Consider the following 16,348-nt stretch of genomic DNA (forward strand, 5'->3'; position numbering starts at 1 on the left):
CTCGGTCATGTATAGATTGGTGATCGTTCGGTCCGTTCCGGTCCGATTCGTTTCCGTCCGGTCCCTCCGCCGGGACTCGCTACTCATGCAGTCCCCCGATCGAGTCGTAGAACGAGGAGGCTAGCGTGGCCGCCATATCCTCCTCGCGGTCGATTCGGACGTCGATCACGTGGGGAACGTCGGCCGCCTTGCCGTCCTCGAGCGCCCCGACGAACTCGTCGGGGTCGGTCGCGCGCGTGCCGACGGCGCCGAAGGCCTCGGCGACTTTGACGAAGTCCGTGTCGTGGAACTCGACGCCGGCGATGTCGCCGTCCTCGTGTTGCATCTGGCGGACCATCCCGAGGCTGGTGTCGTTGAGGACGACGAACGTCGGCGCGACGCCGTACTCGACGGCGGTCTCGACGCTGTTCATCGTCATCGAGAACCCGCCGTCGCCGGCGACCGCGATCACGTCCCTGTCCGTCGTCAGCGCCGCCGACACCGCGGCCGGGTTCGCCCACCCCATCCCGCCGACGCCGCCGCTTCCGAAGTAGGTGCGGACGGCCGGCGTCCGGAGGTAGTACAGCAGCCAGAATCGGTTGTTTCCCGAGTCGGCGGTGACGATCGTGTCTTCGTCGACGACCGACTCGATCGCCTTCGCCGCGCGCTGGGGTTTGATCGGCGCCGAATCGTCCTCGCACTCGGGCGCGTCGAACCACTCGCTGGCCTCGGCCGCACGCGGTGTCGCCCAGTCGTTCGTCCCCTCGCCGGCGTCGGCGAGCGCGGCCAGACTCTCCGCTGCGTCGCCGATGAGGCCCACGTCCGCGGGGTAGACCCAACCGGCGTTGCGCGTGTCGACGTCCGCGTGGACGATCGTCTGCTCGTCCGGCCGGATGAATTCCGGCGCTTGCCAGTTGGTATCCATCGGGTTCAACCGACAGCCGACGACGAGGAGGGCGTCGGCCTCGCTGACGACCTGGTTCGCCCCTTCGTGGCCGAACGAGCCGATGACGCCGCCGGCGCGCTCGTCGGTCTCGGGGTAGGTCGATTTGCCGAGATACGAGGTGACGACGACGCAATCGTAGGCGTCGGCGACCGCCGCGAGTTCGTCGTAGGCCTGTGCGGCGTGGACGCCGTTCCCCGAGATGATCACCGGTCGGTCGGCATCCTCGAGCGCCTCGGCAGCCGTCGCGACGGTCGCTGCGGTCGGCGCGGCGTCCCACGTGCGCGTCTGTTCGCGTGCGTCCCACGCGGTAGGCGTGGGGTCGTCGGGAACCTCGTCGGTGATCGCGTCCCCGTCGAGGATGACAGCCGTGGGGCCGGGGCGGCCGGCGACGGCGTGTTTGAACGCCAGTTGCGTCGATCGCAGGGTTTCGATCGGCGTGCGCGGGAACCACCACTCCTTGGAGACGCCGTCGAGGATCGAGGGGAGGCTGAACCCGCCGTAATCGCCTCTGGCCTGCTGGTACGGGGCCAGCGTCGAGTACTCGCCGCGCTCGGAGGCCTCGGTAAGGACGACCATCGGCGACGAGGACAGCCGCGCCTCCATCTGGCCGATCATCCCGAGGCTGCCGATCCACGGTCCCTGACCGGCGAGGACGCCCGGCTTGCCCGTCAGCCGACCGTGCATCTCGGCCATGACGCTCGCCTCGCGTTCGTCGCGCGGTCGAACGAGATCGACCGTCGAATCGGGGAGGTGCTCGAGCAGTTCGATGACTCGACCGCCCGGGTAGCCGAAGACGTACTCGACGTCGAGGTCCTCGAGGGTCTCGACGAGTGCGGACGCAGTGGCCGTCATTCGTCAGCGTCCACGTGTACCGTTTCTTCGACGACCATCCGCGGCCCGGCGCCGGGGTCGATGAACTCGGCTGCGTCGTCCATGACCTCCTGGCCCACGTCGGACTCGAACGCGTCGTTCAGCGCCCGTCCGTCCTCGAACGTGAGCTCGAGCACGCCGTCGTACTCGGCGTCGTCGGGGTTCACCGGCACTGACGTGCTGTACCGTTTCAGTCCCGGCATCTCGCGGGCGATATCGGCGTGCTCGCCCTGCCATCGCTCGACGAACTCCTCGTGGCTGTACTCGTCGTTCCTGACGAGAAACTCGACCAGTTTTGTCATGCAACGTCACTGTTGCGTTCCGCCGACTTTGTTCTATCGGTGCGGTGTGTCAACAGAGAACAAATCTGTGCGTCTACGTCAACAGTGATGACTGTGGACGCGTACCGAACAGTTATGTGCGCCGGCCGTCGTGTCCACCGTATGTCCGAGATGCCAGCGATGCGCGTCGATCACGTCGGCATCGCCGTCGAGTCGATCGACGACGCCGAAGCGCTGTTGTTCGTGCTCGGTTGCGAGAAGATCCACGAGGAGGCAAGCGAGTACGGGGCGTTCACCTGGGCAACGTACGTCCTCGGCGACGCCTCCCGACTCGAGCTCATCGCCCCCGAGGACGGCTCGGAGTCGTTCCTGACGGACTTCCTCGAGCGGACGGGTCCCGGACTCCACCACGTCACGCTCGAGGTCGCGGACCTCGAGCGATCGATCGACGCGCTCGAGGCGCACGACGTTCCCGTCGCCGACTACGCCGAGTTCGAGCACTGGGGAGAGGCGTTCGTCCCGCCGTCGAACCCGACGGGTGCGTTGCTCCAGTTGATGGAGTACTACGACGGCTACGCGGACCACCGCGAGGCCGGGAAGCGACTGTTCGTACGCGACGGGCCACTCTAACGGACGCTGTGACGGTCCCGTCGTATCCAGTGCCGAGAGCCGGGAGCACAGTAGCGGCCTGCCGCGTGATCACAGCCCTCATCATTTATTGTACTGTGCGAAAAACACGCTTGTGATGTACAAACACGTAGCCCTACTGGTCCGTCAGGACGGCATGTCTCACGAGGAGTTCGTCGAGCACTGGCAGACCGAACACACGCCGATCGCCCGTGAGATCGAGGGCGTCGTTCGCTATCAACAGGTGCTGCCGACCGAACCGGACCACGCCGAGTTCGACGGGATCGCGGAGCTCTACTTCGAGGACCTCGAGGCCCTCCACGACGCGCTCGGCAGCCCGGGCTCCCGAAACTACGATCCGACGAAGGAGATGGCGGCGAGAGCCCGCGAGGACGTGGACAACTTCCTCGCGATCGAGGACCGGCCCCGGTTTATCGGCGAGGAGATCGTCCAGAAGGACGACGTCGACGGCGATACGGACGGCCTCTACAAGCATTCGGCGTTTCTCGTCCGAAAGGAGGGGATGAGTCACGAGGAGTTCGTCGACTACTGGCAGACCAATCACACGCCGATCGCCCGCGAAATCGAGGGCGTCGTGAAGTACAACACGGTCCTGCCGACCGATCCCGAACACGCGGAGTTCGACGGCGTCGCCGAACTCTACTTCGATGATCTCGAAAAGCTGTACGACGCGCTCGGCGGCGAAGGCTCCCGCGACTACGACCCCGAGAGAGGCAAGGCGAAGGAGGCCCGCGAGGACGTGAACAACTTCCTCGCGATCGACGAGCGGCCGCGACTCATCGGCCGAGAACGCCTCGTCACGGACGAGCGCTGATCGCCATGTCGGAGCCCGATTTCGATTTCGACGGTCAGGTCCGCGAGGCCGTTCCGGAACTCGAGGAGATCGAGGACGACGACCTTCGCGAACGCGTCGTCGAGGCGTGGACGCTCGGCTTAGCGCGCGGCGGCTGGCGGGACGTCGAGGACATCCCCTACGCCTGGAACATCCACGAGGTCACGAACGTCGAGCACGTCCGCGGCGTCACGCGCATCGCACTCGAGTCCGCCCGCGAGCAACGGGAGTTTCACGGTGCCGACCCGGATATCGACACGATCGTCGCCGCGTGCCTCCTCCACGACGTGGGCAAGTGCTACGAGTATCCCGCCTTCGTGGACGACGAACTGCTCGCCGACCCCGACCCGAACTACGTCAGCGAGGAGATCCCCCACTCCATCTCCGGCTACGCGCTCGCCCACGAGGTGAGCTGTCCGCTGGCCGTCCAGCGCGCGATTCCGCACTTCCTCGGCGAAGTCCCCACGCGAACGCTCGAGGCCGAACTCGTCAAGAGCGCGAACTCCGCCTCGTCGAACGCCATCACCCAGGCGACGATGGGGATCACGCTGCAGGAGTGGGTCGAGGAGTACTCCCAGACCTCGTAGCCGGGTCGGCCGAGAGACGGCTCCGGAATCCAGTATCGGGTTCGAACGATACGAACGAAACCGCCGATCGTTCGAACAGCGGGAACAGGTTTTTGTCGGTTCTGCTCGAGTGTACGCACATGGCAAGCGACTCGCGACACAGACCGGTCGAAACCGTCGAAACCGCGTTCGACATCGTCGACGCGGTCAAGCGGGCCGACGGTGCGAGGATCACCGAGATCGCCGCCGAACTCGAACTGGCGAAGAGTACGGTTCACCGCCACGTCAAGACCCTCGAGTCTCGGGGACTGCTCGTACAGGAGGGTGACACCTACCGTATCAGCACGTGGTTTCTCGATTACGGGATTCACGTGCGCAACCGTCATCGACTGTTCGACGTCGCCAAGCCGAAAGTCGACGAACTCGCCGCCGAAACCGACGAGAAGGTCTGGTGCGTGATCGAAGAGCACGGCATGGGCGTCCACATCTACGGGGCCGAGGGACGCCACTCCGTGAAAACCCACGCTCGGATCGGGCAGCGGACGCACCTCCACCAGTTCGCCGCGGGGAAAGCGATTCTCGCACATCTCCCCGACGAACGGATCGAGGGGATTCTCGACGACTACGGGCTCTCCGCACAGACGGATCGGACGATTACCGACCGCGACGAACTCCGCGATCACCTCGAGACGATCCGCGAGCGAGGCTACGCGTTCAACCGCGAGGAGTCGGTCATCGGCGTTCACGCCGTCGGCGCGCCGATCAGGAACGAGTCGGGCACCGCGATCGGAGCGATCAGCATCGCCGGTCCCGCGAATCGGCTGCGCGGCGACCTGATGACAGAGAACCTTCCCGATCTCCTGCTCGGCGCGACGAACGAAGTCGAAGTCAATCTCGCCCACTCCTGAACCGGATCGAGCCTCGCGCTAGATCGCGCCCTCGTTCGAGCTATTCGAACACCGACAAACCAGAGCACCGTTACAGTTCGATTCCGATTCGAATAGTGGGACGTGAGCGTCCGATCGCTCGGGATTCCCTCGAATGCCCGCTGTTGAGAGGGGTGAGAGATATGATAGCAAAGTAAAACTATTCGCCGCACCTATTACAAAAGTACACCTGTAATCAATTCTCTCTGTTTGAGAGAGTACAAAACGATCATGATGAATAGTGGCGGAAAGCGCGTCAGATACCGCTCCGATCCGTTCCCGTAACTCGAACACCGTGCGAAGAGCGGTCGGGTCCGACCGACCGTTCGACGGCTTACAACTCGAGGAATTCCTCGGCGGTCTCCCAGAGAATCTTGCGCTGGACCGACTCGTCGAAGTCGAGTTCGGCGAACTGTTCGAGCCACGGCTCGGGCTCGAGCATGGGGTAGTCGGTTCCGAACATGACCTTGTCAGAGAGGAGGGATTGGGCGTACTGGAGCACCTGGTCGTCGATATACCTCGGCATCCACCCGGAGAGATCCATGTAGACGTTCCCCTTCTGCTGGCAGATCGCGAGCTGTTCTTTCTCCCAGGGATAGGCGGGATGGGCGATGAGAATCTTCAGGTCGGGGTGGTCGGCCGCCACGTCGTCGATCAACATCGGATTTCCGTGCTTGATCTTCAACCCGCGGCCGCCCGGCGAACACGCCCCGAGCGTCGAGTTGCCGCCGTGGAAGACGACGGGAACACCGAGATCCTCGATCGTCGCCCAGAGCGCCTCGTGTTCGGGATCGGACGGGTCGAATCCCTGGGCGATCTGCTGGAACTTGAACCCGGAGAGATCCAGGTCTTCGACGCAGCGGATCGCCTCCTCGACGCAGTCGTCTTTGAGCGGGTCGACGGAACCGAAGCCGACGAAGAAGTCGGCGTACTCGTCGCGAATTTCGGCGACGTAGTCGTTCGGAACGGGCGGATTTCCGGTGTTCGTTTCCGCGTCCCAGCCGAGCAAGACGGCGCGGCCGACGCCGGCGTCCCGATACTCCTCGATCATGTGCTCGTACGTGTCCGGCTCGAGGTCGGCACCGAACCGGTCGGCCGCGTCTTTCATCATCTGCCCGCCCGCATCGTGGAGGAATTCGCTCGTCGGCTGGTGGGCGTGCATGTCGATTGCGCGCGGCTCGTCGAGTACCGTGGGAGAACCCATACTACGAGCGATGGGATGACACTATATGTATTTTCGTCCGCCGAACGCCCGTTATCACTCGCGCCGATTCGACGGCCGATCACAGATCTGGGAACAGTTAGGTGCCATCGCTCTAGCAATCATATCAAATATGATTTCGCGTAACTACCAGATATAATAGTGTATGCGGACGAATATTCCCGTCAGTTCCAAAGACTGCGATATGGCGCCTATAGAGGGCGTAGAGGATGGGATAAGCGCAAATAATAACTTTCCCTCGAGAATTCTGACCGACCGTCTGAAAGAGATGAGTGAGACGTATAGCGCCTATATCAGCACCTTACCCGATAAAACGGATGTTGCGGTCGATCGAACAGATATCATATATGTTTCTAAAAAATGAATAATTTAATAATATCATATCAACACCTGTGACTGTGGCTTTACGCTACTCTCGACGATACGCTACACTGGTCATTCGGACCATGCGACGGACGGATCGGACCGCGGAATCCGATCGTCGAGGGTACGGACGACCGCCGTCGAATGCACGCGGAGTCGATTCCCGCGGAACGTCGATACCGGTCGGCGCGGACGGCAACCGACTCGAGCCGGTTCGCTCACTCCGAAGAGAGTCCCCGCAGCGACCCCTCGCCGATTTCGTCGAGGACGTGCTCGTGAAACGCCTGTAAGGCGGCGCTCTCGTCCTCAGCGAGGACGACGTCGCTGGCCGAGAGGGTGGCCAATCCGAACGCCCGCGGCGTCGGCGAGTCCAGCAGTTGGCGTTCGATCGTGATGTCGTCGGCGTCGAGCGCGCCGACGAAGTCCTCGATCTCCGCGACGTCGAGTTTGTCCTCGAGGATCTCCCGATAGGTCTCCTCGATGACCGCGAACTCCTCGAGGTCCTCGGCGAAGCCCAGTAGCATCTCGCTCGAGACCTGCTGCTGGCTCGCGGACTTCTCGTAGCCCTTGTAGCGTTTGAGGATCATCAGCGACCGCGTCGCGTTGATCCGGAAGTACCGCTGAAGGAGGTCGGTGTCCGAGAGCGCGGCCCGGAGGTCCTCGCGCACCTGATCCGGCTCGAGGTCGTCGACGATCCCCTCGATATCGACCTTGCGGTTGAGCGGCATCGAGAGGACGAAGCCGTTGTCGGCGACGGCCACGCGGACGTTGGCAGTCGCTTCCTGGGCACAGCGGTAGGCCAGCAGCCGCGAGAGGCCGTCGTTGAACTGCCGACCGTACAGCGAGTGGACGTAGTAGTGGCGTTCGTACTCGTCGCGGTCGCGGACGACTTCGATGGCCAGGCGGTCGTCGGTGCTCACGCTCTCGGCACCCGCGTATCGGAACTGGTGTTCGAACAGTCGCGCGATCGCCCGCACGCTGTCGTCGTCCAGCGGGAACTTCCGGAGCCACGCGCGGACTCGCGGCGGACCGCCCGCGTCGTAGCGAGCGAGGAGTTCCCCCTGAAACTCGAGGATCTCGCGGCCGAGGTCGTACGATAACGGCAGCCGTTCGGAGTACCACGAGGGGACGGTCGGCCGCGCGCTCGTGCGGTCGACGTACACCTTCGACCCTCGACGGTAGCGGTACTCGAAGTGGTCGCCGCCGAGAACGAAGACGTCGCCCTTCTCGAGCGTGTCGAGGTAGCTCTCGTCTAACTGGCCGACCCACTCGTCACCGGCGCGCGTGGAGACGTCGCAGGTGAAGGAGTCCGGAATCGTCCCGATGTTGGTCATGTAGATGACCCGCGCCAGCCGCCCCCGTTTGCCGATCAGCGTCTCGCCGACGGGGTACTCCTCGTAGTGGTGCTCGCCGTCGGGCGGGTCGTTCTCGTCGCGCCAGATCTTCGCGTAGACGTTGCGATCCTCGAGACCCGCGTATTCGGCCGTGAGGTACCGCATCAGCGATTCGTACTCGTCGTCGGTGTAGTTCCGGTAGGGATAGGCGCGCCGCAGAATGGCCTTCAGGTCGGACTCGGGCCGAATGTCCGCGATGGCCATCCCGTAGACGTGCTGGGCGGCGACGTCCTGGGCGTTCTCGGGGATCGAGACGGAGTCGACGAACCCCTCCTCGGCCTTTTTGAGCATGACCGCACACTCGAGCAGTTCGTCCCGATCCAGCGCGACGATCCGTCCCGTCACCGTCTGGCCGACGCGGTGGCCCGCTCGCCCGACGCGCTGGAGGAGAGACGCGACCGATTTCGGCGACCCTACCTGGACCACGAGGTCGACGTGGGGCATGTCGATCCCCAGTTCGAGGCTCGTCGAGGTTGTCACCACCTCGATATCTCCGTCTTTCAATCGGCCCTCGATATCCTGTCGGACCTCCTTCGAGAGGCTGCCGTGGTGACAGCCCGAGTTCTCCTCGTCGTAGGCGTCGAACCCCTCGCGGAGGTTGTGCAGGACTCGCTCCGCGCCGGAGCGGGTGTTCGTGAAGACGATCGTGTTCGTGTGGTCCTGAATGTGCTCGTGGAGCATCCGATAGAACCGCTGTTGGACGACCTCGCGGGACGTGTTGATCAGGTCGTCGGTCGGACACTCGAGTTGCATGTCGAACTCGCGGGCGAAGCGGGCGTCGACGATGTCGTACGGGCGGGGCTCGCGGCTCATTGCATTCTCCGCTCGCTCTCCCGAGGTGCGTGGCACCTCGCTGGGTTCGCCGCCCGGCTCCTCGCGGCTCACGGTTCGTTCCTCACCGTTCGCACGTCCCGAGGCGCTACGCGCCTCGCATCCCACCAGAAACTCCGCGACCTGCGAGAGCGGTTCGATCGTCGCCGAGCAGCCGATTCGCGTGATGTCGTGGTCGACTAACGCCTCGAGTCGCTCGAGGCTCACCGACAGGTGGGTGCCGCGTTTCCCCGCCGCCAGCGAGTGAATCTCGTCGACGATGACGTACTCCACCGTCCGAAGCTTCTCGCGGAACTTGGGGGAGTTCAGCAAGATTGCGAGCGTCTCGGGGGTCGTGTTGAGGATGTGGGGCGTCTCCTCGAGCATCTGCTGGCGCTCGTAGGAGGAGGTGTCGCCGTGGCGGATGGCGTGGCGGATCTCCCCTAGCTCCGCGTCGTCGTCGCGATTTTCGACGATCTCCTCGATGCCCTCGAGCGGGACTTCGAGGTTCCGGTGGATGTCGTTGGCGAGCGATTTGAGCGGCGAGACGTAGAGACAGTAGACGGAGTTCTCGAGGCCGTCGGGAGAGTCCGTCTCCCGAGTAGACGGCCCCCGTCCGTCGACATCTTCGGACTCGCGGTTGCGCTTGTAGAGTTCGTTGATGATCGCACAGAAGGAACTGAGCGTCTTTCCCGATCCCGTCGGCGCACAGATCAACGTGTTCGTCCCCTCGTGGATCTTCGGAATCGCACCCTGCTGTGGCGGCGTGAAAAAGCCCTCGTTCTCGGGAACGAACTCGCCGAACTCCTCGAGCCACCACTCCTGAACTGCGGGCTCCAGGAGGTCGAAGACGTCGCGGTCCTCGATGGTGGTGGACGCCGGATCGAAGGGGAGGTCGTCGTCGGCGACCGGCAACTCGAGGCCGTCGTTCCCGCTCATTATCGTCGACTCGGGGGGCGGGAGGGAAGAGGGTTTGGTCAGCGGAGTGAAAGTGGACGACCGATTCGACCGATCGGCGAGACGAGCACGCGTGCCGGCAGTCGCAACCCCGTCGTATATGTACCAGACTGACGACGACCCAAAGCGCAGGACGGCTCGACGACGGCACCCGATCTCTCGACGGCCAGTCCGACCGGATCGGACTCGTGAGACGTCCGTCCGGTCGACTGTCGAGGCCATCGGTAGCCCGACCGTCGTCTCGATAGCGCGACCGCGGACGACACCCGACCGGTCGAGTCATCCGAACGCACCCTGAATAGTCCATGACTCGCCTAACGCGTCGGAATCTGCTCTGCGGGCTCTCGCTCTCGGCCGGAGCGGGAGCGCTGTCCGTCGCGGCGCGAGAGCGCCGGCCGTTCGATTCGGAGTCGGAATCGTCGTCGTCCTCCGGCGAAGTCGAGTTCGATCCGGCCGTCGACGGACTCGGGTTCGACAACTACTCGACGCCACCCACCGCTCCGAAACCGGACGATTTCGTTTCCGAGAGCGAGATCCGCGAGTATCTGACGGCTCAGTGGGACGGGACGGTCCGAAGTCAGTTCGGCCTCCCGATGGACGGCGTCTCCGAACGCTGGATTCGATCGCTCGCAGCCCACCTCTACGCGAACGCCAACCGGCTGTTCGGAACGAAGGGGTACTGCTACGGCATGGCGGCGACGGCGCAGTGGTACTTCGAGGAGCCGTCCGCCGTTCCCGTCGATTGCGATTCGACGAGCGAGATCGAACACGTCGACGCTCCGCTCGAAGATCGGTCCTCGTCGCCCGTCCGAGACGATATCGAGCGGTTCCACCGAAGCCAGTTCGTCGACCTCGAGTCGTGGCTCCGGCGGCGGGCGCTCCTCCGACCGGCGTGGATCGACTACCGGTCGCAGGCGCGAGCGCTCCGCGACGCGATCGACGAGTTCGGTTCGGCGGGCGTGACGATCACCGGCGAAAACGTACTCGAGGCCCACTACGTGCTCCTCTACGACTACGACGCGAGCGAGACCGCCGTCACGTTCGCCGTCTACGACCCGAACGACGCCGCCGACGAGTACGAGGAGACGGACGAATCGCGGATCATCGGAATCGACACGACCAGCGCCGAACCCATGCTGGGAACGTACGATGGGTACGATCGGTTCCTGTTCGATCAAACGGACCGAACCGTTAGCACTCGGGTCAGAGCGGATCGAGAGCGGTAGGGACGCGTCCGCCAGTTAGTGAGAGCGACCGTTCCCGTCGGGAGACGCGTACGGTCGCCGACGATCGGAGAGACGACGTCACAGCTCCGTCACGACTTCGACGCCTCGAGTCTCGTACTCGGTCATCGCCGCGAGTCGGTCAGACACGTCCTCGAGTTCCACCCGTCGCGTAACGAGCCGTTCGGGCTCGAGCGCGCCCGAATCGATCATCCGAAGCAGTTCGTCGTAGCGAGAGGGCGGCATCCCCCGAGAGCCGACGACGGTGACGTCCCAGCGGGTCATCTCGTCGACCGGCAGCGACACCTCCCCCTTCTCGGCGGCCGTCGTCAGCCCGATCTGGACGTGCGTGCCGCGGATGCGGAGACAGTCGACGCTGTTGCGACACGTTTCCGCGCGTCCGAGGGCGTCGACGGAGACGTGTGCGCCGCCCGCAGTAATGGTCTCGATCGCTTCCGATACGTCCAACTCCTCGCCCTCGAGTTCCGCCGCGTTCACCGTCTCCTCGGCCCCGAGATCGGTCGCCATCGCGAGTGGCTCGTCGCGGACGTCGACCGCGATCACGCGTGCGCCGAGGGCACTCGCGATCTGAACGGCAGCCAGCCCCAGTCCGCCACAGCCGTGGACGGCCACCCAGTCGCCGGCGTCGATGTCGGCCCGATGCGCGAGCGCGTGGAAGGCGGTTACGTACCGACAGCCCAGCGCGGCGACCGCTTCCGCGGAGACCCCGTCGGGGAGCGTCACGACGTTGAAATCGGCGCGGGGAACGTGGACCTGCTCGGCGAACGCGCCGGGAACGCTCGACTCGAATCCCAGCGCGTAGCCGTCCTCACACACGTTCCCGTGGCCGTTCCGACACTGATAGCAGGAGCCGTCGCCGAGGTTGAACGGAATCGCGATCCGGTCGCCTTCCTCGAGCGCGTCGACGCGCTCGCCGACCCGTGAAATCCGTCCGGCGGGCTCGTGGCCGAGGATCTGTCCGAGCGGCACCCGATCGTCGGCCCACTCGCCGTGGCCCTGCCAGGCGTGCCAGTCGCTCCGGCAGATGCCGCAGGCTTCGACGTCGACGACGATCCCGTGGGGAGCCAGGTCCGGTGGATCCACCGACTCGATCGACAGCGGTTCGCCGTAGGCCTCGAGTACTGCAGCGCGCATACCGTGGCTGTCGAGCGGTGACGTGTTAATCTATCCGGAAGGTGTGCGGCGAATCGCCGTCCGCTGCGCTCCGGAGAGGGTACGCTTATCGGCCAGGCCGTGTGAGTGTCCCGTATGCGTGTCACCTTTCTCGGAAGCGGCAGCGCGATGCCGACGGGCGAACGATTCCAGACGGGAATCCTCGTCCAGGACGACGGCCGAACCCTGCTCGTCGACTGCGGATCCGGCGTGCTCCACCGACTCCAGCAGTCCGGCGTCGGCTACGAGAGCGCCTCGACCGTGCTCCTCACGCACCACCACCTGGATCACGTCGCCGACCTGCTCCCGCTGATGAAAGCCCGCTGGCTCGCCGGCGAGGAACACCTCGAGGTCGTCGGTCCGCAGGGAACGAAGGCGCTGCTCGACGACCTGCTCGAGGTCCACGAGTACATGCAAGGGAAACTCGACCTGCAGGTTCGCGAGGTCGTCCCCGGCGAGTTCTCCGTGGCGGGGTTCGACGTCTCGGCCTACGAGACCCGACACTCGCTGCCGTGCCTGGCCTACCGCTTCGGCGACCTGTTCACCTTCAGCGGCGACAGCGAGGCCTTCGCCGGACTGGCGAACTTCGCGGAGGGATCGGCGATTCTGGCTCACGACTGTTCGTTCCCGGACGACGTCGACGTCTCGAACCACCCGACGCCGGAGACGCTCGGGAAGGAGTTGGCCGGCCGAGAGATCGGCCGCGTCTATCTAACCCACCTCTATCCGCACACCGACGGCCGACACGAGGAGATGCTCGAATCGATCGAGACCCACTACGACGGCGACGTACGGTTCGCCGAGGACCTCAAGACCATCTCGGTCGAGTAATCGGACCCGACTTGATATTCAACTGCGAATCCGTCCGCGTTCTGTGCTATCCACACCGATCACGAGACGCGGATCACGATCCGTCAGTCGAAGATGTGCTCTCGTGCGAATAATACACACGCTGACATTCGTATCCGAACAGGTATATAGCGAGAGTTTGTAGGATCGTAACAACAGCATGGTCCCCTGTACTCAGTTAGCCGATTTCGACGAGGTGAGCGGATGAGTATCCCGAACCGTCTCGCGGACGTGGTAACCAACCACTCCCGAATCGTCATCGTCGCCTTGCTACTGACGACGGCGCTCGTCGGTGCGGGGATGCCGATGGTCGACGACGACTCGTCGCTCGATCAGTTCGAGAGCGAATCACCGGAGGCACAGGCGCTCGAGGATATCAACGACCGGTTCGAATCCGAAGGTGACGAGAATACGACGTCGGTACAGGTGATAACCAGGGGTGACAACGTCCTCACGCAGGAGTCACTGATCGCGTCACTCGAGTTCCAGCAAGGGATCCGCGCGAACGAGTCGATCAACCAGACGCTCGTCGAGAACGACTCGATCACCGGCGTCGAGAACATCGTCGCGTTCACGGCGATCAGCCAAGAACAGGTCGCGGAACTCGAAGCGCAGGGTGCCGAACTCGAGGAGCGCGAGGCGGCGCTCGACGAGCGACGCGGCGCGCTCGAGGACGGTCTCAACGAGACGATCGAACTCCACAACCGGTACGAGGCGCAACTCGCAGCCGGTGACGAGGAGGGCGCTGCGGAGACCGAAGCCGAGATCGAGGCCACCGTCGAGGGCGCAGCCGAGGCGGCCGCACTCGATGACGAGCAGACCGCCGAGTACGAGGAGATGGTCGGACAGGCTCGGGCGATCGAGTCCGATCGAATCGAGATCCGCGAAGAGACGGACGACTACGAGGAGGTCGACGAATATCAGGAGCTGACCGAGAGCTTCGAAGACGTCTCCGCCGGCGCGACGTTCGGCGTCCTCGAGGACGAGTACGGCGAACTCGAGGAGGACTCCGAACAGTTCCAGGAGGAACAGGCGGCACTTCAGGAGGGTGAGAACGAACAGCCGTCGCTCGACGAGCAGATCGAAGCCCTCGAAGAACTCGACGACGACGAGTTCGAGGACGTCCTGACGGACGCGCTGTCGGACGACGAGAACGACGACGCCGCGGCGCTCGGCTTCATGGCGTCGTCGTACGAACCCGGATCGACCCAGGCGGACGCTCGCATGACCATGGTCATGCAGGAGATGGAGGGCGACGCGATGGGGATGGGCGGTGACACCGGAGGGGTTCTCGAGAGCCAGATGGACCTGCGCGAACTCGCCAACCAGCAGGACCAGGACTACATGATCTTCGGGATGGGCGTCATCACCGACGAGATCGACCGCTCGATGGGCGACAGTCTCGCGATCGTCGGCCCGCTCGCGCTGTTGTTCGTCGTCATCGCGCTGATCGTCGCCTACCGGGACCCGCTCGACATCGCTCTGGGTGTCGCCGGAATCGGTGCCGTCCTAGTCTGGACGTTCGGCTTCATGGGCTGGGCCGGAATCGCGTTCAATCAGATGATGATCGCGGTTCCAGTATTGCTGATCGGGCTCTCCATCGACTACGCGATACACGTCTTCATGCGACACCGAGAACAGCGTGAGAGCGACGGTGTCTCGAGCACCGTCCGCGGCTCGATGACGATCGCGCTCGCCGGCGTCGGCGTCGCCCTCGTCTGGGTCACGGCGACGACCGCGATCGGGTTCCTCGCGAATCTGGTCAGTCCGATCGGCCCCATCCGGGAGTTCGGCATCATCAGTTCCTTCGGGATCCTCGCCGCGATGATCGTCTTCGGCGCGCTGATCCCCGCGATCAAAGTCGAGGTCGACTCGTTCCTCGAGTCGCGCGGGATGAGTCGCCGAAAGCGCGCGTTCGGGACCGGTGAGGGACGGTTCAGCAACGCCCTCACGCTGGGGTCGACCGCGGCGCGAAAGATCCCGATGATCGTCCTGATCGCCGCGCTGTTGCTCACCGCCGGCGGCGTCTACGGCGCGAGTCAGGTCGACACGAGCTTCGACGAGGAGGACTTCCTCGCCGAGAGCCCGCCGAGCTGGACCGAACACCTGCCGGGCGGAATGGCCCCCGGAGATTACCAGGCCGCCGATAACCTCGAATTCGTCAACGAGAACTTCCAGCGCCAGGACACGCAGGCGCAGATCCTCGTCGAGGGAGATATAACCGACGACGACGCCTTACAACGGCTCTCAGACGCCCAGGACGAAGCGGCTGAGAGTAACACCGTCTACACGCTCCCGAACGGCGAGGCGGACGTGCAGGGGCCGATATCGGTGATGGAAGAGACGGCAGCACAGAACGACTCGTTCAACGAGTCGTACCAGGCCGCGACTGACGGCGACGGCGTCCCCGACGAGAACCTCGAGGAACTGTACGACGAACTGTTCGAAGCCGACGAGGAGGCTGCGAGTACCGTCCTCTACCGAACCGACGACGGCGAGTACGAGTCGGCTCGGTTGATCATCTCGACGCAGGGTGACGCCGGCTTCGACGAGACGACCGACGAGATGCGAGCCATCGCAGGAACGATCGACGCCGACGGGACCGGCGACCAGCGCAACCTCAACGCCGGTGACGGCGAACTCAACGCCATCGCGACCGGCGATCCGATCGTCAGTCACATCGTCGAACAGGACCTGCTCGATACGGTCCTCCAGAGTCTGATGATTACGCTCGTGGCCGTCTTCGGCTTCCTGACGGCGGCCTACTGGCTGACGGGCAACAGCGCGACGCTGGGGGCGGTTACCCTGCTGCCGGTCGCGTTCGCCGTCAGCTGGATTCTGGGAACGATGCACCTTCTGAACATGCCGTTCAACGTGTTGACGGGGATGATCACCAGTCTCACGATCGGACTCGGCGTGGCCTACAGCATCCACGTCAGCGCCCGGTACACGCTCGAACTCGAGCGCCAGGGCAACGTCTGGGACGCGATGCACACGACGGTCACCGGAACCGGCGGTGCGCTGCTCGGCAGCGCCGCGACGACTATCGGCGGGTTCGGGACGCTCGCCTTCGCCATCCTTCCCGTGCTCCGACAGTTCGGGATCATCACCGGGCTGACGATCGCGTACTCGTTCCTCGCGAGCGTCATCGTCCTGCCGACGCTGCTGGTGCTCTGGACGCGATACTTCGGGCCGGACGTCTCCTTCGAGACGCCGGGATCGATCGCCGGCACGCCGACCGCGAGTGACGGCGGGACCGACGCCCAGACCGAAACCGAAATGGAAGGCGACACGAGAGACGATTGAGAG

12 protein-coding genes are annotated in these 16,348 nt (G+C 64.3%); 7 read left to right on the forward strand and 5 right to left on the reverse strand.

Annotated features, from left to right (window positions below; all coding sequences use genetic code 11):
* Positions 1-79 precede the first annotated feature (79 nt).
* Positions 80-1,777 (reverse strand): thiamine pyrophosphate-binding protein, encoded by a 1,698-nt coding sequence (locus tag ACSFC7_RS21275; RefSeq protein ID WP_436344808.1) that lies wholly within the window; start codon positions 1,775-1,777, stop codon positions 80-82.
* Positions 1,774-2,097, reverse strand: coding sequence for an EthD family reductase (locus ACSFC7_RS21280; protein ID WP_436344809.1), 324 nt, complete (start codon positions 2,095-2,097; stop codon positions 1,774-1,776). Before ACSFC7_RS21280 ends, ACSFC7_RS21275 begins: the two co-directional genes overlap by 4 nt.
* A gap of 141 nt (positions 2,098-2,238) precedes the next feature.
* On the opposite strand from ACSFC7_RS21280, the gene ACSFC7_RS21285 reads away from it, so the two are divergent.
* The 4 genes from ACSFC7_RS21285 (at position 2,239) to ACSFC7_RS21300 (ending at position 5,030) form a co-directional block, all read left to right on the forward strand.
* Entirely contained in the window at positions 2,239-2,706 is a 468-nt protein-coding gene (locus tag ACSFC7_RS21285; protein WP_436344810.1) for a VOC family protein, read from the forward strand.
* A 115-nt stretch (positions 2,707-2,821) separates the two neighbouring features.
* On the forward strand, positions 2,822-3,538 hold the full coding sequence (locus ACSFC7_RS21290) for an EthD domain-containing protein (RefSeq protein ID WP_436344811.1): 717 nt from the start codon (positions 2,822-2,824) through the stop codon (positions 3,536-3,538).
* A gap of 5 nt (positions 3,539-3,543) precedes the next feature.
* Positions 3,544-4,143 carry an HD domain-containing protein gene (locus tag ACSFC7_RS21295; protein WP_436344812.1) on the forward strand — a complete coding sequence of 200 codons (600 nt, stop codon included), beginning with the start codon at positions 3,544-3,546 and terminating at the stop codon, positions 4,141-4,143.
* A 119-nt stretch (positions 4,144-4,262) separates the two neighbouring features.
* Positions 4,263-5,030, forward strand: a complete 768-nt coding sequence (locus ACSFC7_RS21300) for an IclR family transcriptional regulator (RefSeq protein WP_436344813.1) — start codon at positions 4,263-4,265, stop codon at positions 5,028-5,030.
* A 352-nt stretch (positions 5,031-5,382) separates the two neighbouring features.
* Here the strand turns inward: ACSFC7_RS21300 and ACSFC7_RS21305 are convergent, their stop codons facing one another.
* Both ACSFC7_RS21305 and ACSFC7_RS21310 read right to left on the reverse strand, forming a co-directional pair.
* On the reverse strand, positions 5,383-6,252 hold the full coding sequence (locus tag ACSFC7_RS21305; RefSeq protein ID WP_436344814.1) for an amidohydrolase family protein: 870 nt from the start codon (positions 6,250-6,252) through the stop codon (positions 5,383-5,385).
* Positions 6,253-6,851: 599 nt separating this feature from the next.
* A complete protein-coding gene (locus ACSFC7_RS21310; RefSeq protein ID WP_436344815.1) occupies positions 6,852-9,776 on the reverse strand; it encodes an ATP-dependent helicase in 2,925 nt (974 codons plus the stop codon).
* Between the two features lie 323 nt (positions 9,777-10,099).
* On the opposite strand from ACSFC7_RS21310, the gene ACSFC7_RS21315 reads away from it, so the two are divergent.
* The gene (locus ACSFC7_RS21315) at positions 10,100-11,020 is read left to right on the forward strand and encodes a hypothetical protein (RefSeq protein WP_436344816.1); all 921 of its coding nucleotides are present in this window, start codon (positions 10,100-10,102) and stop codon (positions 11,018-11,020) included.
* Positions 11,021-11,098: 78 nt separating this feature from the next.
* On the opposite strand, the gene ACSFC7_RS21320 is transcribed toward ACSFC7_RS21315, so the two are convergent.
* Positions 11,099-12,172, reverse strand: coding sequence for a zinc-dependent alcohol dehydrogenase family protein (locus tag ACSFC7_RS21320; protein ID WP_436344817.1), 1,074 nt, complete (start codon positions 12,170-12,172; stop codon positions 11,099-11,101).
* Positions 12,173-12,286: 114 nt separating this feature from the next.
* Between ACSFC7_RS21320 and ACSFC7_RS21325 the strand changes: the two genes are divergently transcribed.
* On the forward strand, positions 12,287-13,021 hold the full coding sequence (locus ACSFC7_RS21325; RefSeq protein WP_436344818.1) for an MBL fold metallo-hydrolase: 735 nt from the start codon (positions 12,287-12,289) through the stop codon (positions 13,019-13,021).
* A gap of 222 nt (positions 13,022-13,243) precedes the next feature.
* Positions 13,244-16,345 carry an MMPL family transporter gene (locus ACSFC7_RS21330; RefSeq protein ID WP_436344819.1) on the forward strand — a complete coding sequence of 1,034 codons (3,102 nt, stop codon included), beginning with the start codon at positions 13,244-13,246 and terminating at the stop codon, positions 16,343-16,345.
* The last annotated feature ends 3 nt before the right edge of the window (positions 16,346-16,348 follow it).

This window comes from Natronorubrum halobium (assembly GCF_051351675.1).
In the GTDB taxonomy this organism is placed as follows: domain Archaea; phylum Halobacteriota; class Halobacteria; order Halobacteriales; family Natrialbaceae; genus Natronorubrum.